The sequence below is a fragment of the Streptomyces sp. NPDC024687 genome (genome assembly GCF_055559055.1).
Window position 1 is genome coordinate 177,531 of record NZ_JBVHLJ010000010.1, and the last position, 18,638, is coordinate 196,168.

The window sequence follows — 18,638 nt, forward strand, 5'->3', positions numbered from 1 at the left end:
TCCATGAGCCGTGCGCGGTACTCGCTCGCCCCCTGGGCGCGGATCGCCGGTCTCGCGGCCGTCGCGCTGCTGACCCTCGGGCCGGTCATCTGGACGGTCTCGACGTCCCTGCGCACCCCGGCCGAGTCCTTCGACCTGCCCCCGAAGATCATTCCGACGCATCCGACGGTCGACTCGTACCGCGGGGTCTTCGACCAGATCGACGTGTGGCTGCTCGCTCTCAACTCCACGCTGGTGACCGCTCTGGTCGCGGTGGGCCAGATGATCACCGCGGGGCTCGCCGGTTATGCGTTCGCCCGGCTCGACTTCCGTTTCAAGAAGCCGCTGTTCGCCCTGGTGCTCGCGACCATGATGGTCCCCTTGCAGGTCACGATCGTGCCGGTGTTCCTCGTGCTCAAGTCGATGAGCCTGACGGACACTCTGCTCGGTCTGATCATCCCGGCGTTCCCGACCGCCTTCGGCACCTTCCTCATGCGCCAGTACTTCCTGGGCATGCCCAAGGACCTGGGCGAGGCCGCGATGCTGGACGGCGCCGGACCGTGGCGGACCTTCCGGTCCGTGTACGCGCCGCTGGCCACGCCCGGGCTCGCGATCGTCGGCGTCCTCGCCTTCAACTACCACTGGAACGAGTTCTTCCGGCCTCTGATCCTGGAGACCTCCGGCCAGAACTACACCCTGCCGCTCGGTCTGGTCTCGCTCCAGGGCAACCTCGGCACCGGTTCCATCTCGGTGGTCCTCGCCGGTGTCGTGCTCTCCATGATCCCCGCCGTCGCCGTGTTCCTCGTCGGCCAGCGCCCTCTCCGCGAGGGCATCACCTCCGCAGGAGTCAACCGTTGAGCCCCGACACCGACGCCCCGCGTTTCCGGGTCCGTCCGGCCGCCAACTGGGTCAACGACCCCAACGGGCCCTTCCGTTGGCGCGACCGCTTCCACCTCTTCTACCAGCACAACCCGAACGCCCCGGTGCACGCCGACGTCCACTGGGGCCACGCCTCCAGCCCCGACCTGGCCCACTGGGAGCACCATCCGGTCGCGCTCACCCCGACGCCCGGCGGTCCGGACGAGGCGGGCTGCTGGTCGGGGTGCGTGGTGGACGACGACGGTGTGCCGACAGCCGTGTACACCGGTGTCGACCGCACGCACGCGGGGCTGGGCTCGATCTGCCTCGCGGTGGCGCAGGACGACGATCTGGTGACGTGGAAGCCGGTTCCGGTACCGGTGGTGTCCGGGCCGCCGGCGGGCCTGGACGTGACGATGTTCCGCGACCCGTTCGTCTTCCGCTTCGGCGGACGCCGCTGGGCGCTCATGGGCGCCGGGCACGCGGACGGCACGCCGTCGGTGCTGCTGTACGACTGCGAGGATCTGCACGACTGGCGGTTCGCCGGGGTGTTGCTGGACGGCCGGGATCCGGTGGCGGCCGAGGCCTTCGGCCCGGGAGCGACCGGGTGGGAGTGCCCGCAGCTGGCGCGGACGCCCGGCGGCGAGTGGGTGCTGGCGGTGGCATTGTGGGACGGCGACCCACGGGGCACGGCCTATGTGACGGGGCGGCTGGAACAACTGCCGGGCGCGGGGCCGACGTTCGTCCCCCGATTCGGCGGCCGCCTCGACCTGGGGCGTGACTTCTACGCGCCCTCCGTCCTCCAGGACACCGAGCGGGACCGGGCGCTGCTGTGGGGCTGGTCCTGGGAGGCACGTTCGCAGCAGGACGTCGACCGGGCGGGCTGGGCGGGGGTCCTCACGGCACCCCGGGTCGTGGACGTGCACGAGGACGGCTCACTGCGGCTGGTACCGGCACCGGAGCTCGAACTCCTGCACTCCACCGAGCCGTTGGGCCCGGGACCTCTCCCGGGCGCGTACGACCTGACGGTGACCGCGCGCTCGCCCGGCACCGTGAGCCTGCTGCGGGCGGCCTCGGGAGCCGAGCTGACAGTACGGCTGGACCCCGCGGCCGGCACGGTGACGCTGGACCGTTCGGGGTGGCCCCGGTCGAGGCCCGACGGCTCCGCTCCTCTGGTCGTGCGGGTCCCCGAGGGGCCACTGACCGTGCGCGTCCTCGTCGACGGTTCCCTGCTCGAACTCTTCGCCGGGGAGCGGGCGATGGTCACCGAGCGGGTGTACCGGCGGCCCGGAGACACCGCCGAGTTGACGGTGTCGGGGGACGGGATCGAGGTCGCGTGGCGGGCTCTCGTGCACGGGCGGTGAGTTCGGCCGGCTCGGCGCGCCTCACCCCGTCGGCGCCGGTCCCACCGAACTCCGGCCTACCACCGGGCAGGCGATACGCCGTGCGGTGGCGGAGGGCGTGCGGCCGGTGTCGATGGCGTCGAGGAGCAGACGTGCGGCGGCCTCGCCCATCTCCCGGTGCGGCAGCGCGACGGTGGTGAGGGGCGGGGACAGATAGGCGGCCATGTGCTCCTGGTCGTCGTAGCCCACCACCGACAGCTCGTCGGGCACCGTGATGCCGAGGCGGGCCGCGCAGTGCAGGGCGCCCGCCGCGACCCGGTCGTTGTAGCAGAAGATCCCCGTCGGGCGCAGCTCGGCGGGGACGCCTTCGAGCAGACGGGCGGCGCCCTCGTAGCCGCTGGAGATCTCGCCGCCGGTGCGCACCACCCACTCCTTGGGCAGGTTGACGCCCGCCGCGCGCAGGGCGTCCCTGAAGCCGCGCAGCCGTTCGACGGACGCGATGTCCTGTTGCCCTCCGACCAGCGCGATCCTGCGGTGCCCCTGGTCGAGGAGCAACCGGGCCGCCGTACGGCCGCCGGCCCGCTCGGCGGGGACGACACACGGCAGGGAGTCGTCTTCGGGCAGGCAGTTGGCGAGGACCGAGTGGGTGCGGTGCAGCCCCTCGGGGACGCGGACGCGGCGCAGGGACATGGCCGCGTAGATGATCCCGTCGACGCGTCGGTCGAGGAGTTCGGCGACGGCCGCGTCCTCCTTGGCGCGGTCGCCGCCGGAGTCGACGGTCAGGACGAGGTGGTCCCTGTCCCAGGCCGTCTCCATGGCGCCGCGCAGCAGCCGGCCGGCGAAGGGCGAGGAGGCGATCTCGTCGGTGACCAGGCCGATCACGGCCGTACGGCGGCTGCGCAGACCGCGGGCGACGGGGTCGGGGCGGTAACCGAGCTGAGTGGCCGCCTGCCGGATGCGTTCCTGGGTGGCGGGCGAGAGGTTGCCCTCGGCGCGGCCGTTGAACACGAAGGAGACGGCGGTGTGCGACACGCCGGCGAGCCGGGCGACGTCCCGTGACGTGGGGCGCCCGGATCCCGCCGACCGCTTGTCCTCGCTGCCGCCCATGCCGTCCGCTGCCCTCGTCCCGCCCGTCCGGTTGATCATTGCTCACCCTATCCGTGAGGCTGGGGGGACGACACAGTCAAGGGAAGGTCCGGACGTGATCAGCATCCCGACGCACACGCTCAACGACGGTACGAAGATCCCCACCCTGGGTCTGGGCACCTGGCCGATGGACGACGCCGAGGCGGAGCGGGCGGTCGCCACCGCCCTGGAGAGCGGCTACCGGCTACTCGACACGGCGACGAACTACCGGAACGAGACCGGGGTCGGCCGTGGGGTGGCCGCCGGCGGGGTGCCGCGCGAGGAGATCCTCGTGACGACGAAGCTGCCCGGCCGGCATCACGGCTACGAGGAGACCCTGGCCTCCTTCGAGGAGTCCCGCGCCCGTCTCGGCCTGGAGTACGTGGACCTGTATCTGATCCACTGGCCGCTCCCCCGGGTCGACAAGTTCCTCGACTCGTGGAAGGCCATGATCAGGCTCCGCGAGGACGGTCTCGTACGGTCCATCGGGGTCTCCAACTTCACGGCCGCGCACATCGAGCGGCTGGAGAAGGAGACGGGGGTCCTGCCGTCCGTCAACCAGATCGAGCTGCACCCTCTGTTCCCGCAGGACGAGCTGCGCGCCTTCCACGCCGGCAAGGGCATCGTCACCGAGAGCTGGAGCCCGCTGGGCCGGGGCTCGGACCTCCTGGACGACCCGGCGGTGGCCGGCGTCGCCGAGGCGCACGGTGTCACGCCCGGCCAGGTGATCCTGCGCTGGCACGTCCAGCTCGGCGCCCTGCCGATCCCGAAGTCCGGCGACCCCGAGCGGCAGCGCGCGAACCTCGACGTGTTCGGCTTCGAGCTGACCGAGGCCGAGATGGCGGCGATCGGCGACCGTGAGCACCGGCGCCTGGGCGGGGACCCTGAGGTGCACGAGGAGTTCTGAACACCGGGAGGGGTACCCGGGAGGTCCGGAAGGAGCCGCAGGTGAGTGAGCGACTGAGGGATTACCACGGCAAGCGGGACTTCGGACGTACTCGTGAGCCGGAAGGGCGGCGGGCCTCCATGGGTGCCGCGCCCCGGTTCGTCGTGCAGATCCACGACGCCAGCACGATGCACTTCGACTTCCGGCTCCAGGTCGGCGACGTGCTGAAGTCCTGGTCGGTCCCCAAGGGTCCCTCCGACGTACCCAAGGACAAACGCCTCGCCGTGCCGACGGAGGACCATCCGCTGGAGTACGAGGACTTCGAGGGCGTGATCCCTCGGAGCGAGTACGGCGGCGGCACGGTGATCGTCTGGGACCGCGGGACCTACGAGCCCCTCAGCCACGACAAGAAGGGGCGTCCCGTCGACTTCGCCACGTCGCTGGAGGGCGGGCACGCCACGTTCCGGCTGCACGGGACGAAGCTGCGGGGCGCGTACGCGCTCACCCGCTTCCGCGAGGACAACTGGCTGCTGGTGAAGAGCGCCGAAGGACGGGCGCGCGGGCACGGCACCCCCGATCCACGCCGGGCGCGCTCGGTGCGGACCGGCCGGACCCTGGCTCAGGTCGCCGCCGAGGAGGCCTGAGCCGGGAAGATCCACCGAATACCGCCCCGGCGGGCCTCCCCGGCCTCTATCTTCACAGCGACGCTGCGACACGTCGTCGCTCACGCACACGAGCCAGGAGGCCTTCCGTATGCGCATCGCGCTCCGTACCGCCCTGTCCGGCGCGGTCGTCACCGCCACCGTTTTCGTCGGCGGCACCGCACAGGCGACCCCGCCCGGCCCCGGAGTGACCGGCACGCTGATCGCCCAGAAGACCGTGGGCGACACCGACTACGTCCTCAGAGAGATCACCGTCCCGCCGGGCCAGACGACCGGCTGGCACTACCACGACGGCGTCGTCCGCGGCTACGTCAAGCAGGGCACCCTCAGCCACTACCACGCCGACTGCGCCCGTGACGGCGTCTATCCGCAGGGCACCGTCGTGCGCGAGCCGGGCGGTCCGGGCGACGTCCACCTCGGCCGCAACGAAGGCACCACCCCGCTGGTCCTGGAGGTGCTGTACGTGCTCCCGCACGGCTCGCCGTACTCGGAGGACGTGCCGAACCCCGGCTGCTCCTTCCAGTGAGCGCGGCGATCAGAAGTCGGGCGGTTCCAGGGACTGTTCGGCCCAGATCGTCTTGCCGCTGCCGGTCTGCCGGCTCCCCCAGCGCTGGGTGAGCTGGGCGACCAGCAGCAGCCCGCGGCCGCCCTCGTCGAAGGCGTGAGCGCGCCGCAGGTGCGGCGAGGTGGAACTGCCGTCGGAGACCTCGCAGATGAGGGTGCGGTCCCTGATCAGCCGTAGCTGGATGGGCGGTTCGCCGTAGCGGATGGCGTTGGTGACCAGTTCGCTGACGACGAGTTCGGTGACGAAGGACGCCTCCTCCAGTCCCCAGGCGGTCAGTTGCTCGGTGGCGGCCTGTCGGGTCGCGGCCACGTGGACGGGGTCCGGCTCGACGTCCCAGGTGGCGACCCGGTCCGCGCCGAGAGCCCGGGTACGGGCCAGCAGCAGGGCCACGTCGTCGCCGGGTTCCTCGGGCAGTACGGCTTTCAGGACGGTGTCGCACAGGTCGTCGAGGGTGTCGGTCCTCGCGGTGAGCGCGCGGCACAGTTCGTCGGTGGCGTGGTCGACGTCGCGGTCCCGGTCCTCGATCAGCCCGTCGGTGTAGAGGGCGACGACGGCTCCCTCGGGCAGTTCGATCTCCGTGGCCTCGAAGGGCAGTCCGCCGACGCCGAGCGGGGGCCCCGCGCTCAGGGGGACGAGGTGCGCGGTGCCGTCGGGCAGGACGACGGCGGGCGGCGGGTGGCCGGCGGCGGCCGTGGTGAGGCGGCGCGAGACGGGATCGTAGACGGCGTAGAGGCAGGTGGCACCCAGCTCGGCGGCGTCGTCCTCGCGGTCGTCCGAGGCGAGGTGGGTGACCAGGTCGTCGAGGTGGGTGAGCAGCTCGTCGGGGGGAAGGTCGACGTCGGCGAGGGTGCGCACCGCCGTGCACAGGCGGCCCATGGTCGCCGAGGACGGGATGCCGTGGCCGACGACGTCACCGACGACGAGGGCGACGCGGCTGCCGGAGAGCGGGATGACGTCGAACCAGTCACCGCCGATGCCGGCCAGTGAGCCGCAGGGCAGATAGCGGTGGGCGACCTCGACCGCGGCCTGTCCTGGCAGGCCGCGCGGCAGGAGGCTGTTCTGCAGGGCCAGTGCGGTGGTGCGTTCGCGGGCGAAGCGGCGGGCGTTGTCGATGCAGACGGCGGCCCGGCTGGCGAGCTCCTCGCCGAGGACGGCGTCGTCGCCGCCGAAGTCGTCGGGGTGGGTGATGCGTACGGCGACCACGACGCCCAGGGTGATGCCACGGGCTCTGAGCGGCACGGCGAGCAGGGAGTGGACACCCTTGCGGTACGAGCGGCCGGCCGGGGCGCGGGTGTTGCGTTCGGCGACCCAGCGCATGAACTCGGGCTCGCCGGCCTGGCTGAGGGCGGCCCGCCCCTCCCGCACCGCGCGCGCGGGCGGTGAGGAGGCCAGGTAGACGTCCGTCTCACCCAGGCGGACGGCGGCCTCGGGGGTGCCCTCGTGGGCGGAGCCGTGCGCCACGCGGCGCAGGGCGATGTCGCCTTCCAGGACGGTGGGCGGTTCGTCCGCGCCCAGGACCCATTCGAGGAGGTCGACGCTGGCGAAGTCGGCATAGCGGGGCACGAGGAGTCCGACGAGTTCCTCAGCGGTGCGCACCACGTCCAGGGTGGTACCGATGGCAGCCGCCGCTTCGTTGAGCAGGGCCAGTCGCTGACGGGCCCAGTACTGGCCGCTGCTGTCGAAGGCGGCCAGGGCAACACCGGTCAGCTCACCGGAGTCGTCGTCGCGCACGGGCCACATCTCGATGCTCCAGGCGTGCTCCCGGTTGAGGGAGGGGGCGCCTGTGAAGCTCTCGTAGCGGACAGGCATACCGGTCTCGGCGACCTGGCGCAGATGGGCGTTGAACCCGCGGCTGTGCTCGGCGTCCTCGATGGTCTCCGGGAAGTGGCGGCCCAGCAGCACCTCCTCGGACACGCCCATCACCCGGCAAGCGACGTCGTTGAGGCGTAGGTAGTGCTGGCGCGGATCGAAGACCGACATCGACATGGAGGCCTGCTGGAAGGCCCGTCCGGCAAGGGTCGGCTCGGCGGAGCCGGGCGGCCGGGCAGTGATCACGTATCCGGCGGGGGTGCCGTTCTCGCCCAGGACGGGGCACGCCTCCACGAAGCGCGTGAGAGAAGAGCCGTCACGGTGCCGCAGTACGACGGTCCCCTTCAGCGCGGCCATGGCCGATCCCGGCGGGCCCTCGGCGAGCAGCTCCCGGGCCGCCCGCCCCACGACCTCCTCGGCCGTGTGTCCCGTCAGACGCCGGGCACCCTCGCTCCACCCCGTCACAATGCCTGCGGCATCGGTGACCGCCGTAGCGGAGACGTGCTCCATATCGTCCAGGATGGTCCTATTGTCGGACCGCATCAACCGAAACGGGGCAACCGGGCCCCGTTCGTCACGCGTGGTGGGCGCGCAGGGCTTCGAGGGCGCGGTCGGCGTGGGTGTTCATCCGCAGCTCGCTGCGGACGACCTCCAGCACGGTGCGGTCCTGGGCGATGACGAAGGTGACCCGCTTGGTGGGTGCCAGGGAGAAGCCGCGCTTGACGCCGAACAGCTCGCGTATCTTCCCGTCGACGTCGGACAGGAGGGGCATGCCGAGGGTGTGGCGCCCGGCGAATTCCTGCTGGCGCTCGACGGTGTCACCGCTGATGCCGACCGGCTGGGCCCCGGCGGCGGCGAACTCGGCCGCCAGGTCGCGGAAGTGACAGGCCTCCGCGGTGCAGCCGGCGGTCAGCGCGGCGGGGTAGAAGAAGAGGACGACCGGGCCGTCGGCGAGCAGCTCGGACAGCTTGCGGCCGGCGCCGGTCTCGTCGGGGAGCTCGAAGTCCTCGACGGTGTCGCCGGTCTCGATCGCCTTGCTCATGCCTGGCCCTTCCCGTTCTTCGCGATGCCGCGTGCCCACAGCACGAGCGGCACTTGCAGCGGCAGCCGCCCGAGGGCCGCCGCCCTCTGGGGTGCGGGGCGGTGGCGCCAGTCGACGGCCATCTTGACGTTGGCGGGGAACACCCCGACGAAGAAGGCGGCGCTGGCGAGCGCGGCGGTCCGCCGGGTCTTCGGCAGCGCCAGACCTGCGGCGAGCGCGAGTTCCACGGCACCGCTGGCATAGGTCCAGGTCCGGGGCTTGCCGGGCAGTGCCTGCGGGATGGTCGCGTCGAACGAGCGCGGTGTGGCGAAGTGGGCGACGCCCGCGGTGGCCAGCAGGCCGGCGAGCAGCAGGGGTGAGCGTGGGGACCGTGGCACGGTTTTTCCTCCTCGTGAGGGGGTTGCCGCGCACATTACTGGACGGTACAAGCACCTCGGACGGCGGCCTGCGTGCTCAGGGGGAACGGGGGATGTGGGCGCCCAGGACCGCGCGGGCCGTCGCGTCAGGCGGCAACAGAGGGATGGGGTGGTCCTCGCTCGGCGTCCTGCTGTTCCGCGGCCCCGCTCCCGCCGCACGGCACGCCCGTGCGGGATGAGCCTCAGCCGGTACCGGCCGGTGTCGCCTCGTGGGTCTCGTCGTCGACGGCGTGGGAGAGGAAGTCGTCGACCATGCGGTGGAACAGGCCGGCGAGTTGCCGCAGCTCCTCCGGCGACCAGTCGGCCAGGGCCAGCTGCATACCGCGGGCGCCCGCGTCACGGATGCGGTCGATGGCCTGCCGGCCGGTCTCGGTGAGCTGGATGCGCTGGGCGCGCCGGTCGTCGGGGTCGGGGACGCGGGTGACGTACCCCGACTTCTGCAGCTGCTGGACGGTACGGGTGACGTGGGACGCCTCCACCCCCAGGCGGTTGGCCAGCTCCCCCGGACGCATCGGCTCGGTGTCGGCGACCTGCCGCAGCAGGGCCACGGCGGCCCGGTCCAGCGGCACCCCAGCCAGGGCCATCAGCCGGTCGTGCTGCCGGGCACGGGTGCTCAGGTAGGTGATGCGGGTGAGCGCCCGCTCGATCTCGATGACTTCCGGGGACGCGGGGACGTCGGGGAGCGGCTGTGAGGACATACTCGCCAGTTTACCATCTTGTTGCGTAACTCAAGTAAACTGCGATCGGTGTGCGGCGCCTCCCTCACACCTCGGCCGTCCGCGCCTCGGACCGGACCGTGTCGCGCCAGACCGCTCCGGCCGCGATGGTCTGCCGCCACTGCCGGACGACCCTGGGCGGCATGCCGATCGCGAGCGCACCGCTGACCCGGTCCCCCGTGCGGTACACGGCGACGAACCGGCGCTGCGCCACGTCGCCCTCCACCACGGCGACCTCCTCGTGCCCGCGCAGGAAGCCGTACGCCTGGACCTTCATGTCGTACTGGTCCGACCAGAAGTACGGCACCGGAGCGAACGGCTTGCGTGCCCCCGGAGCGGCCAGCAGGTTGCGGGCGGCCGCCATGCCCTGCTCGGCCGCGTTGGTGCGGTGCTCGACGCGCATCGAGGTGGCGAACAGGGGGTTGTACCAGCGGGCGACATCACCGGCCGCGTACACGTTCTCCGCCGCCTCGCAGTACTCGTCGCACGCCACCCCGTCGCCCAGCGCGAGCCCGCTGTCCTCCAGCCACTCTGTGTTGGGCAGCGATCCGACGGCCACCAGCACCTCGTCCGCCTCGACGACCTCCCCGCCGGCGAGCCGGACGCCCTCCTCGGTCACCTCGGTCACGGTTACCCCGCAGCGCAGGTCGATGCCCCTGTCCACATGGGCCCGGGCCAGCAACCGCCCGACCTCCGTGCCGACCGCGTGGGCGAGCGGTACGGCGGCGGGTTCGAGGAGGGTCACCCGGACACCCAGGCGCCAGGCGACCGCGGCGGCCTCGGCGCCGAGGAAACCGGCGCCCACCACGACCAGCCGCTGCCCCGGGAACAGCCGCTTCCGCAGGGTGAGCGCGTCGTCGAGGGTGCGCAGCACGTGCGCACCCTCACCGGGCAGACGGCGAGGCCGCACGCCGGTGGCGATGACCAGTCCGTCGTACGGCACCTCGGAGCCGTCGGCCAACCGCACTGTGCGGGCAGCGAGTTCGAGGCCCGCCGCGGCGACTCCGAGCCGCAGGTCGAGGTCGAGCGCGGCGAGGTCGGCCGAGGTGCGCAGGGCGAGCCGGTCGGCCTCCCACTCCGCGGCGAGGAGCTGCTTGGACAACGGCGGCCGGTCGTAGGGGAGTTCGGGCTCCTCGCCGATGAGGGTGATCGTGCCGTCGTACCCCTCGCGGCGCAGCGTCTCGACCGCCGCGAGCCCGGCGGCCGAGGCACCGACGACGGCGATCCGCCTCACTGCCGGGCCAGCCGGATGGCCGCGGCCGGACAGACCGCGACGGCTTCTCTGACGTCGTCGAGTTGGTCCTCGCCGACCTCGTCCGTCAGGAGGATCGCGATGCCGTCGTCGTCCTGGTCGAACACCTCCATGGCGGCGACCACGCACTGCCCCGACGCGACACACTTGTCGGCTTCCAGCTCCACCTTCATGGGATTCCCCTCGCTCTTCTCGTGGTTGTGGCTCGTGTGCGGTGCAGAAGCCGTCACCAGGCGACCGGCAGCTCGTGGATGCCGTAGATGAACGCGTCGTGCTTGAACTTCACGTCCTCCAGGGCGCAGGCGAGCCTGAGGGTGGGGATGCGCCGGTAGAGGGTGCCGTAGACGACCTGGAGTTCCATGCGGGCGAGCGGCTGGCCGAGGCACTGGTGGACGCCGAAGCCGAACGCGACGTGGCGGCGGGCGTCACGGGTGAGGTCGAGGCGGTCGGGGTCCTCGAACACCTCGGGGTCGCGGTTGCCGATCTCGTTGACCATGATGACGCCCTCGCCGGCCTTGATGACCTGGCCGGCGATCTCGATGTCCTCGGTGACCGCGCGCCTGCGCCCCTGGTGCGTGATGTGGAGGTAGCGCAGCAGTTCCTCGACCGCTGATGCCACCAGCTTCGGGTCGTCGGTGTCGCGCAACAGGGCGAACTGGTCGGGGTGTTCGAGGAGGACGGCGGTGCCGAGCGCGATCATGTTGGCGGTGGTCTCGTGCCCGGCGATCAGCAGGAGCAGCGCCATCTCCGTGGCCTGCCCGTGGGTCAGCTCCCCGGCGGCGACGCGTCCGGCGATGTCGGAGAGCAGGTCGCCCCTGGGCTCGGTGAGCCGCTCGGCGAGCTGACCGGCCAGGTATCCGGCGATCTCCCGGGTGGCCCCGCCGCGCTCCTGGGGGCTCGCGGTCGTGCGGACCATCGTCTTGGTGTTCTCCTGGAACATCGCGTGGTCGTCGTACTGCACGCCGAGCAGTTCGCAGATGACCAGCGAAGGGATCGGCAGGGCGAACGCCTCGACGAGGTCGACCGGTTGGGGCCCCGCCAGCATGTCGTCGACCAGGCCGTCCACGATCCGCTGCACGGCGGGCCTGAGCGCCTCCACCTTCTTGATGGCGAACGGTGCCGTCACCATCCGGCGCAGCCGGGCGTGTTCGGGGTCGTCCATCATGATGAAGCTGAGTTTTCCGTCACCGGCCTCGGCGCTCGCCTTGGCCGGGTAGCCGGGCCGGTCGGTGTCGGCGCTGACCCGGGCGTCGCCCAGGATCGCCCGCTGCTCGGCGTAGCGGGTCACCAGCCACGGCTCGCTGCCGTCCCACAGCCGGACCTTCGTCAGCGGTCCCTCCTTCTGGAGTTCCGCGAGGCCGGGCGGCGGGTCGAAGGGACAGCCGGAGGCGCGTGGCATGGGGAACTCGGGGGCCGTGCCCTCGGCGTCGTGCGCGGGACCGGCCAGGGAGTCGGCCATGGTTCTCCTCGGTGGTGGGGGTGCTCCGCGGGAGGGGACGGCGGAGCGCCGGGGCGAAGTGGTCGAGGCCTCGATGAGCACATGCAAACAGACCGGCCTGACACCGGCCCGCCAGGAACCTGACGGGAAGCTGACGTGACCCACATCACATCGCAGACGGGTCGTCAACTACCGCCGGGTGCAAGGGGATTGCGCAGAAACGCGGCTCCTCGCGGCTGCGGAAGTCGTCGGTTGCGGCGTTCGTCCGGGGCTTGCACAGCAGGCCTTCAGGGCAGGGCTCTCCCGGCGAGGCTTTCAGGGCAGGGCTTTTACGCGTCGCCGTCCGCGCGCCCCAGCCAGTACCCGAATCCGCGACGGGTGTGGATCAGCTCCGGTGTGCCCGACGGGCCCTGGTCCACCTTGCGGCGCAGCCGGGAGACGAGCTGCTCGATGGCGTTGTCGCCGCGATGGTGACCCCAGACATACCGGCCGATCTGCTCCTTGGACAGCACCCGGTGGGCGTTGACCAGGAGATGGCGCAGCAGCCGGTATTCGGCGGGCGTGAGGTCGAGGGCGTGCGCTCCGCGCCGGGCCTCGCACAGGGCGTCGTCCAGGACGAGGTCGCGGTAACTCAGGGCCCGGCCCGGGGCCGGTCGCGCACCGGTGCCGCGCAGCAGGATCTGCACCCTGGCCAGGATGTCTGCCACACGGAACGGCTTGGCGACGTAGTCCCGCTCCCCCAGGCCGAGTTCGGGCACGATCCGGTCCAGGGACTCGTAGTCGATCAGCAGCAGCACCGGCGGCCGGCGGGCCAGCGTCGGCCGGGTACGGCCCAGTTCGGTCACGTCCGGCAGGGTCGCGTCGACGACCACCAGGTCGAACCGCTCCCGGGTCAGCAGAGCCACGCCGTCGGCGGCGGCCGCGACGGTGACGATCCGGTAGCCCGCCAACTCCAGGGTGGTGGAGAGCAGTTCGGCGACGTCAGGGGCGCCGGCGACGATCAGGAGGCGCTGACCGGCACCGCGGGCGAGTGCCGGCCGGTGACTGGGGGTGCCGTGCATGGAAGGGACCCATTCGTGGGGGAGGGTGCGCTCCTCCCCACCCTAGCGTCTCCTTGCCTAACTCAAGTAATGTTCCTCAGGAGCTGGTCGGAGTGGTCCGACGCTCCCGCCGGATCCGCCGACGCGGGTGCCGTGGCCCCGCCGCGGCCGAACGCCGTGGTGGCGGTGCTGGCCTTCGCCGGAATCGTCGTCTCGCTGATGCAGACCCTGGTCATCCCGATCGTGCCGGAGCTGCCCAAGCTGCTCGACGCCCCGGTCTCGGACACCGCGTGGGCGGTCACCGCGACCCTTCTCGCGGCAGCGGTCGCCACCCCGGTGGTGGGGCGGCTCGGCGACATGTTCGGCAAGCGGAGGATGCTGCTGGTCAGCGTGGTGATGCTGGTGGCCGGATCGGTGGTCTGCGGCCTCAGCGACGCCCTGGTCCCGATGATCGCCGGCCGTGCCCTCCAGGGGCTGTCCTCCGGTGTCATCCCGCTCGGCATCAGCATCATGCGGGACGAACTGCCCGCCGAGCGCCTGGCCGGCGCGACCGCGCTGATGAGCGCCTCCCTCGGCGTCGGCGGCGCCCTGGGGCTGCCGACCGCCGCGCTGATCGCGGACAACTTCGACTGGCACGTCCTGTTCTGGGCCTCGGCGGTGATGGGCGCGATAGCCCTGGTCCTGGTCCTGGTGTTCGTGCCGGAGTCACGGGTGCGCACCGGCGGCCGTTTCGACGCGGTAGGCGCGGTCGGCATGGCCGCCGGCCTGGTCTCCCTCCTGCTCGTCATCTCCAAGGGCGCCGACTGGGGCTGGGCAAGCGGCACCACGCTCGGGCTGTTCGCGGCGGCCGTGATCATCCTGCTGGCCTGGGGCTTCTTCGAACTGCGCACCACCCGGCCGCTGGTCGACCTGCGCACCACCGCCCGCCGCCAGGTGCTCTTCACCAACCTCGCCTCGATCGCCATCGGCTTCTCGATGTTCGCGATGTCGCTGGTCCTGCCGCAGCTGCTCCAGCTGCCCACCCGGACCGGCTACGGCCTGGGCAGGTCCCTGCTGACCGCCGGTCTGGTCATGGCCCCGTCCGGCCTGGGTGATGATGGCCCTGGCACCGGTCTCCGCGGCCGTCTCCAAGGCCAAGGGTCCCAAGGTGACGCTGATGATCGGCGCGCTGATCGTGGCGGCCGGCTACGGGCTGAACATCGTGCTCATGTCCGCGGTCTGGCACCTGGTGCTGGTCTCCTGCGTGATCGGCGCCGGCATCGGGTTCACGTACGGCTCCATGCCCGCCCTCATCATGGGCGCCGTGCCCGCCTCGGAGACGGCGGCCGCCAACAGCCTCAACACCCTGATGCGGTCGATCGGTACGTCGACGGCGAGCGCCATCGCCGGGGTCGTACTGGCGCAGATGACGATCGATCTGGGCGGCTACGCGCTGCCGTCGGAGAACGGCTTCAGGACCGTCATGGCGATCGGCGCGGGTGCCGCGCTCCTCGCCTTCGCTCTCGCCTCCTTCATCCCGCGCCCGCGCCCCGCGGCCTTGGCGGCGGTCCCCGCACCGGCCGCGGAGACGTCCGCCGGGGCACCGTCCTGACGCGGACGCTCCCCGTCTGACGCCGCCGACCCGCGGCCGTCAGGTACTGCCCAGGGTGGATCCCGCCTGTGCCGCGTACTGCGTTCTCAGTAGGCGCGTTGTCGGCGGTGGTACGACGCCGTACGGACCCTGTGTCGGAAAGACTGACGACCGGACCCGCGGACGGGGGCCGTGTTGGTCCGCTCGGCCGGGACGGGTCGCCGCGACCGCACCCGGTGAGCCTCGGCCACCGTTGTTCCAGGACGACCGGAGAGCCCATGAGCACCCCCTTGCGGCATTACGCCGACGATCATGTCCGTACGGTCGTCGCCATGACGGCCGCGCTGCGGCTGCCCGGGCTCCGGTACGGCGGCGAGGGCCGCCCCTGCACCCACCGGCCGGACCCGGTGCGGCACCCCCGCCTCCCCCTCGACCGCACCGCCCCGGAACGCCAGGAACGGAACCCATGACCATCCGCGTACTGCTCGCCGACGACCAGGCTCTGCTGCGGGCCACGTTCCGGATCCTCATCGACTCGTGCGACGACATGGAGGTGGTCGCGGAGGCCACCGACGGCGCCGCGGCCGTCGATCTGGCGCGGGTCCACCGTCCCGACGTGATCCTCATGGACATCCGTATGCCGGGGACCGACGGTCTGGCCGCCACGTCCGTGATCTGCGCGGATCCGGCGCTGTCGGACACGCGGGTGCTGATCCTGACCACGTTCGAGATCGACGAGTACGTCGCGCAGGCGCTGCGGTCAGGGGCCAGCGGTTTCCTCGGCAAGGACGTCACCGCCGAGGCCCTGCTCGACGGCATCCGCACGGTGGCGGCCGGCGACTCCCTGCTCTCCCCCGGCGCCACCCGCACCCTGATCACGAGGTTCCTCGCGGCGCCGGGACTCGGCACCCGCCTGGCGGCCGCCGACGACCTGTCCGGGCTCACCACCCGCGAACGCGAGGTGATGGCGTGGGTCGCCGAGGGGCACTCCAACGAGGTGATCGCGGGGAAGCTCTTCGTCAGCCCCCTGACCGTGCGCACTCATGTCCACCGCGCGATGACCAAGCTCGGTGCCCGCGACCGCGCCCAGCTCGTCGTGATGGCCTATCAGTCGGGTCTGGTGCAGCCGCTTCCGCCCGGGGAACGCTGATCCCTCATCTCCCGGAGAGTTCCTCCAGCCACTGCTGAAGCAGGGCCGACTCCGCGGTCGTGAGCGTCGGCGGCAGGTCGGCCCGCAGACGGGCCGCGAGTGTGGCGGCCGCGGCGGGAACCGAGCTGTCGTCTCGCGCCGCGTCCATGTCGGTGTCGGTGTCGGCGGGGCGGGTCACCGAGTGCAGCACCGCGTCGCGCAGCCGCTGCGAGAACTTCATGTCCGTGTACTGCTCGGGTCTGGTCAGCATCGACAGGGCCGCTCCGACATTGGCGGACATGATCATCTGTGTGGCCAGCGCGGGCGGCACCGTCAACCGCCCCTCGGCCGCGCAGCGTTCGAGGATGCCGTGCAGCAGGTCGTGCGCCTCCTGGGCCGCGGCCGGAGGAACGGTCAGCTCGGGCGAGTACATCAGGCGGTAGTGGCTGGGGTGCTCCAGCGCGAAGCGCATGTGGGTGTCCCAGCCGCTCTTCAGATCCTCGACCGGATCCGCGCTCGGCCGCGCCGCCCGCTTGGACACGAGGTACCGCTCGAATCCCCGGTCGACGACGGCGGCCAGCAGACCGGCCTTGTCGCCGAAGAGCCGGTAGAGCATCGGCGCCCCCACCCCGGCCTTCTCGCACACCGCGCGCGTGGAGACATCGACGGCCGACGCACCGGCCAGCAGCTCGGTGGCCGCGGCCAGGATCTTTTCCCTCGCATCCATGCCCCCACCGTACGACATTCGTAGCGTTGATACGAGAGAAAGGTTACCGTCGCTACGAACCCGTGTTACCGTCGATACGAGCAAGTCGTAGCGGTGCTAACAGAGGATGCAGCCATGGCCACACACCCCCGGACGGAACAGCGTGTAGCGATCGTGACCGGCGGATCGCGCGGCATCGGACGGCAGATCGCGCAGCAGCTCGCCGCCGACGACTTCGCGGTCGTCGTCGGGTACGCGGGCAACAAGGACGCCGCCGACGACGCCGTGCGGGCCATCGAGGAGGCGGGCGGCACCGCTCGCGCCGCCCGCGCGGACGTCGCCGACGAGACGGCGGTCGCCGCCCTGTTCGACCTCGCGGAGGCCACGTACGGCGGGGTCGACGCGGTGGTCCACTCTGCGGGCCGGATGCCCCTCTCCCCGATCGCCGATCTCGACCTGGCCGAGCTCGACGCCCTGTACCGCACCAACATCCGCGGCACCTTCGTCGTCGACCAGCAGGCCGCGCGCCGACTGCGCCCGGGCGGCGCGCTCGTCAACCTCTCCAGCTCGGTCGTCGGGCTCGCCTTCCCCGGGTACGGCGCCTACGCGGCCAGCAAGGGCGCGGTCGAGGCCGTGACCCTGGTCCTCGCCCGTGAGCTCCGCGGCCGTGACGTCACCGTCAACGCGGTGGCCCCCGGTCCGACGGCGACCGACCTCTTCCTCGACGGCAAGGACGAGGAGACCGTCGCCCGCCTGGCGGCACAGCCCCCACTGGAGCGACTCGGAACACCGAAGGACATCGCCAACGTCGTGTCGTTCCTGGTGAGCCCGGCGGGCCACTGGATCAACGGCCAGGTACTGCGGGCCAACGGCGGCATCATCTGACCCCGCGGGCGCCGCTCCTTCTTCTCCACCCGAGGTATGGAGTCGCCCAGGGTGTCGAGACCCTCAAGCCAAGATCTGAGCAGCCCCGGCGCGGCGCCCGTTCAGGGGAAACCGGGGCGCTGAGCGCGTGACCGCCGGTGCTCGCGTCGACAAGTCACCCGTGACCCTCCCCCTGATCCCGCCCATGCTCGCCACTCCCGGCACCCTGCCGCCCGCCTCCCAGGACGCGCGCTGGGCCTACGAGACCAAGCAGGACGGCCAGCGGGTGGTCGTCTACCTCGCCGGGAACGGCGAGGTGGTGCTGCGCGCCCGGTCCGGGGAGGAGATCACCGGTGCCTATCCCGAACTGCGGTCGCTCGGCAGTGCGCTCGGCACCACCCCCGCGGTGCTCGACGGGGAGATCCTGGCACTGGACGAACAGGGCCGCGCCGACTTCCAGTTGCTGCAACCGCGCATGCAGCTGGCCCACGCCCCCGGCCGAGCCGCACGGAGGGCGGCCGAAGCACCGGTCCACGTCGTGCTGTTCGACCTGATGCACCTGGGCCGAAGCTCGCTCCTCACCCTCCCCTACGCGCGGCGGCGGGCGCGACTGGACGAGCTGGGGCTCGCCGGGCCGCACTGGTCCACACCCGCCGCCCTCGTCGGCCACGGCGAGCAGGCCCTGCGCGCCACTCGTGAACACGGCCTGGAAGGCCTGGTCTGCAAGCGGCTCGACTCGGTGTACGAACCCGGAGTGCGCTCCCGCGCCTGGATCAAGATCCGCAACATGCGCAGCGAGGACGTCGTCGTGGGCGGCTGGCTGCCCGGCAAGGGCCGGCTCACGGGCCTGCCGGGCGCGGTGCTGGTCGGACAGCGGGGCGCGGGGCGGCTGCGGTACGTCGGCAGCGTGGGCACCGGCTGGAGCGAGACGGAACGGACAGAGCTCGCCTCGCTGTTGGCCGCCGCGGCGACGGACGTGTGCCCCTTCGATCCCGTGCCGCGGGTCCCGGGGGCCCACTGGGTGCTGCCCCGGCTGGTCGGCGAGGTCCGCTACAGCACCCGTACCCGGGCGGGGTTGCTGCGTCAGCCGTCCTGGCTGCGGCTGCGCCCGGATCTCGCGCCGGAGGACTCCGCCGCCGACCTCCCCGACTCGCCTGGATGATCCGGCTGTTGGGCGGACCGTAACCGGAGCGACGCCTTCTACCTCTTGGCGTGGACATGGAAACCGGGGAAGCTGA

19 protein-coding genes and 1 pseudogene are annotated in these 18,638 nt (G+C 71.9%); 10 read left to right on the forward strand and 10 right to left on the reverse strand.

The features are described from left to right. Positions 1 to 3: 3 nt before the first annotated feature. Both ACZ39I_RS33250 and ACZ39I_RS33255 read left to right on the forward strand, forming a co-directional pair. A complete protein-coding gene (locus ACZ39I_RS33250) occupies positions 4 to 837 on the forward strand; it encodes a carbohydrate ABC transporter permease (protein ID WP_352389877.1) in 834 nt (277 codons plus the stop codon). Beyond that, complete coding sequence (locus ACZ39I_RS33255; protein ID WP_467248641.1) at positions 834 to 2,201, forward strand: glycoside hydrolase family 32 protein; 1,368 nt, start codon at positions 834 to 836, stop codon at positions 2,199 to 2,201. The genes ACZ39I_RS33250 and ACZ39I_RS33255 overlap by 4 nt, the downstream gene beginning before the upstream one ends. Positions 2,202 to 2,222: 21 nt before the next feature. On the opposite strand, the gene ACZ39I_RS33260 is transcribed toward ACZ39I_RS33255, so the two are convergent. Next, on the reverse strand, positions 2,223 to 3,287 hold the full coding sequence (locus ACZ39I_RS33260) for a LacI family DNA-binding transcriptional regulator (RefSeq protein ID WP_467248757.1): 1,065 nt from the start codon (positions 3,285 to 3,287) through the stop codon (positions 2,223 to 2,225). Positions 3,288 to 3,381: 94 nt separating this feature from the next. On the opposite strand from ACZ39I_RS33260, the gene ACZ39I_RS33265 reads away from it, so the two are divergent. From ACZ39I_RS33265 to ACZ39I_RS33275, 3 genes are all read left to right on the forward strand, one after another. Further along, positions 3,382 to 4,212, forward strand: coding sequence for an aldo/keto reductase (locus ACZ39I_RS33265; RefSeq protein WP_467248642.1), 831 nt, complete (start codon positions 3,382 to 3,384; stop codon positions 4,210 to 4,212). A 41-nt stretch (positions 4,213 to 4,253) separates the two neighbouring features. Next, on the forward strand, positions 4,254 to 4,835 hold the full coding sequence (locus tag ACZ39I_RS33270; protein ID WP_467248643.1) for a DNA polymerase ligase N-terminal domain-containing protein: 582 nt from the start codon (positions 4,254 to 4,256) through the stop codon (positions 4,833 to 4,835). Between the two features lie 109 nt (positions 4,836 to 4,944). Further along, entirely contained in the window at positions 4,945 to 5,379 is a 435-nt protein-coding gene (locus tag ACZ39I_RS33275; protein ID WP_467248644.1) for a cupin domain-containing protein, read from the forward strand. A 9-nt stretch (positions 5,380 to 5,388) separates the two neighbouring features. On the opposite strand, the gene ACZ39I_RS33280 is transcribed toward ACZ39I_RS33275, so the two are convergent. From ACZ39I_RS33280 to ACZ39I_RS33315, 8 genes are all read right to left on the reverse strand, one after another. Beyond that, a complete protein-coding gene (locus ACZ39I_RS33280; protein WP_467248645.1) occupies positions 5,389 to 7,737 on the reverse strand; it encodes a SpoIIE family protein phosphatase in 2,349 nt (782 codons plus the stop codon). Between the two features lie 64 nt (positions 7,738 to 7,801). Further along, positions 7,802 to 8,269, reverse strand: a complete 468-nt coding sequence (locus ACZ39I_RS33285; RefSeq protein ID WP_467248646.1) for a peroxiredoxin — start codon at positions 8,267 to 8,269, stop codon at positions 7,802 to 7,804. Beyond that, positions 8,266 to 8,646 carry a DoxX family protein gene (locus ACZ39I_RS33290; RefSeq protein WP_393601752.1) on the reverse strand — a complete coding sequence of 127 codons (381 nt, stop codon included), beginning with the start codon at positions 8,644 to 8,646 and terminating at the stop codon, positions 8,266 to 8,268. The genes ACZ39I_RS33285 and ACZ39I_RS33290 overlap by 4 nt, the downstream gene beginning before the upstream one ends. Positions 8,647 to 8,867: 221 nt before the next feature. Then, a complete protein-coding gene (locus ACZ39I_RS33295; protein ID WP_467248647.1) occupies positions 8,868 to 9,383 on the reverse strand; it encodes a MarR family winged helix-turn-helix transcriptional regulator in 516 nt (171 codons plus the stop codon). A 64-nt stretch (positions 9,384 to 9,447) separates the two neighbouring features. Further along, positions 9,448 to 10,635 carry an NAD(P)/FAD-dependent oxidoreductase gene (locus ACZ39I_RS33300; protein WP_467248648.1) on the reverse strand — a complete coding sequence of 396 codons (1,188 nt, stop codon included), beginning with the start codon at positions 10,633 to 10,635 and terminating at the stop codon, positions 9,448 to 9,450. Then, entirely contained in the window at positions 10,632 to 10,826 is a 195-nt protein-coding gene (locus ACZ39I_RS33305; protein WP_451473735.1) for a ferredoxin, read from the reverse strand. The genes ACZ39I_RS33300 and ACZ39I_RS33305 overlap by 4 nt, the downstream gene beginning before the upstream one ends. Positions 10,827 to 10,879: 53 nt before the next feature. Next, complete coding sequence (locus ACZ39I_RS33310) at positions 10,880 to 12,112, reverse strand: cytochrome P450 (RefSeq protein WP_467248649.1); 1,233 nt, start codon at positions 12,110 to 12,112, stop codon at positions 10,880 to 10,882. A gap of 308 nt (positions 12,113 to 12,420) precedes the next feature. Continuing rightward, entirely contained in the window at positions 12,421 to 13,152 is a 732-nt protein-coding gene (locus ACZ39I_RS33315) for a response regulator transcription factor (RefSeq protein ID WP_467248650.1), read from the reverse strand. Positions 13,153 to 13,221: 69 nt separating this feature from the next. Between ACZ39I_RS33315 and ACZ39I_RS33320 the strand changes: the two are divergent. From ACZ39I_RS33320 to ACZ39I_RS33330, 3 genes and pseudogenes are all read left to right on the forward strand, one after another. Then, positions 13,222 to 14,722: pseudogene (locus ACZ39I_RS33320) on the forward strand (MFS transporter). A gap of 257 nt (positions 14,723 to 14,979) precedes the next feature. Further along, complete coding sequence (locus ACZ39I_RS33325) at positions 14,980 to 15,171, forward strand: hypothetical protein (RefSeq protein WP_467248651.1); 192 nt, start codon at positions 14,980 to 14,982, stop codon at positions 15,169 to 15,171. Further along, positions 15,168 to 15,851: a response regulator gene (locus tag ACZ39I_RS33330; protein ID WP_467248652.1), complete on the forward strand. Its 684-nt coding sequence runs from the start codon at positions 15,168 to 15,170 to the stop codon at positions 15,849 to 15,851. The genes ACZ39I_RS33325 and ACZ39I_RS33330 overlap by 4 nt, the downstream gene beginning before the upstream one ends. Positions 15,852 to 15,855: 4 nt before the next feature. Here the strand turns inward: ACZ39I_RS33330 and ACZ39I_RS33335 are convergent, their stop codons facing one another. Next, on the reverse strand, positions 15,856 to 16,557 hold the full coding sequence (locus ACZ39I_RS33335) for a TetR/AcrR family transcriptional regulator (protein ID WP_467248653.1): 702 nt from the start codon (positions 16,555 to 16,557) through the stop codon (positions 15,856 to 15,858). Between the two features lie 114 nt (positions 16,558 to 16,671). Here ACZ39I_RS33335 and ACZ39I_RS33340 point away from each other — a divergent pair, with 114 nt between their 5' ends. Both ACZ39I_RS33340 and ACZ39I_RS33345 read left to right on the forward strand, forming a co-directional pair. Further along, positions 16,672 to 17,421 (forward strand): SDR family oxidoreductase, encoded by a 750-nt coding sequence (locus ACZ39I_RS33340; RefSeq protein ID WP_467248654.1) that lies wholly within the window; start codon positions 16,672 to 16,674, stop codon positions 17,419 to 17,421. A gap of 160 nt (positions 17,422 to 17,581) precedes the next feature. Then, positions 17,582 to 18,562: an ATP-dependent DNA ligase gene (locus ACZ39I_RS33345; RefSeq protein WP_467248655.1), complete on the forward strand. Its 981-nt coding sequence runs from the start codon at positions 17,582 to 17,584 to the stop codon at positions 18,560 to 18,562. Positions 18,563 to 18,638 lie beyond the last annotated feature (76 nt).

Excerpts from the sequence above, each read along its gene's own strand:
- ACZ39I_RS33340 (WP_467248654.1), top strand. The coding sequence starts at position 16,672 with ATGGCCACACACCCCCGGACGGAACAGCGTGTAGCGATCGTGACCGGC.
- ACZ39I_RS33280 (WP_467248645.1), bottom strand. The coding sequence starts at position 7,737 with ATGGAGCACGTCTCCGCTACGGCGGTCACCGATGCCGCAGGCATTGTG.
- ACZ39I_RS33305 (WP_451473735.1), bottom strand. The coding sequence starts at position 10,826 with ATGAAGGTGGAGCTGGAAGCCGACAAGTGTGTCGCGTCGGGGCAGTGC.
- ACZ39I_RS33325 (WP_467248651.1), top strand. The coding sequence starts at position 14,980 with ATGAGCACCCCCTTGCGGCATTACGCCGACGATCATGTCCGTACGGTC.
- ACZ39I_RS33310 (WP_467248649.1), bottom strand. The coding sequence starts at position 12,112 with ATGGCCGACTCCCTGGCCGGTCCCGCGCACGACGCCGAGGGCACGGCC.
- ACZ39I_RS33330 (WP_467248652.1), top strand. The coding sequence starts at position 15,168 with ATGACCATCCGCGTACTGCTCGCCGACGACCAGGCTCTGCTGCGGGCC.
- ACZ39I_RS33285 (WP_467248646.1), bottom strand. The coding sequence starts at position 8,269 with ATGAGCAAGGCGATCGAGACCGGCGACACCGTCGAGGACTTCGAGCTC.
- ACZ39I_RS33260 (WP_467248757.1), bottom strand. The coding sequence starts at position 3,287 with ATGGGCGGCAGCGAGGACAAGCGGTCGGCGGGATCCGGGCGCCCCACG.
- ACZ39I_RS33315 (WP_467248650.1), bottom strand. The coding sequence starts at position 13,152 with ATGCACGGCACCCCCAGTCACCGGCCGGCACTCGCCCGCGGTGCCGGT.
- ACZ39I_RS33275 (WP_467248644.1), top strand. The coding sequence starts at position 4,945 with ATGCGCATCGCGCTCCGTACCGCCCTGTCCGGCGCGGTCGTCACCGCC.
- ACZ39I_RS33295 (WP_467248647.1), bottom strand. The coding sequence starts at position 9,383 with ATGTCCTCACAGCCGCTCCCCGACGTCCCCGCGTCCCCGGAAGTCATC.
- ACZ39I_RS33250 (WP_352389877.1), top strand. The coding sequence starts at position 4 with ATGAGCCGTGCGCGGTACTCGCTCGCCCCCTGGGCGCGGATCGCCGGT.
- ACZ39I_RS33335 (WP_467248653.1), bottom strand. The coding sequence starts at position 16,557 with ATGGATGCGAGGGAAAAGATCCTGGCCGCGGCCACCGAGCTGCTGGCC.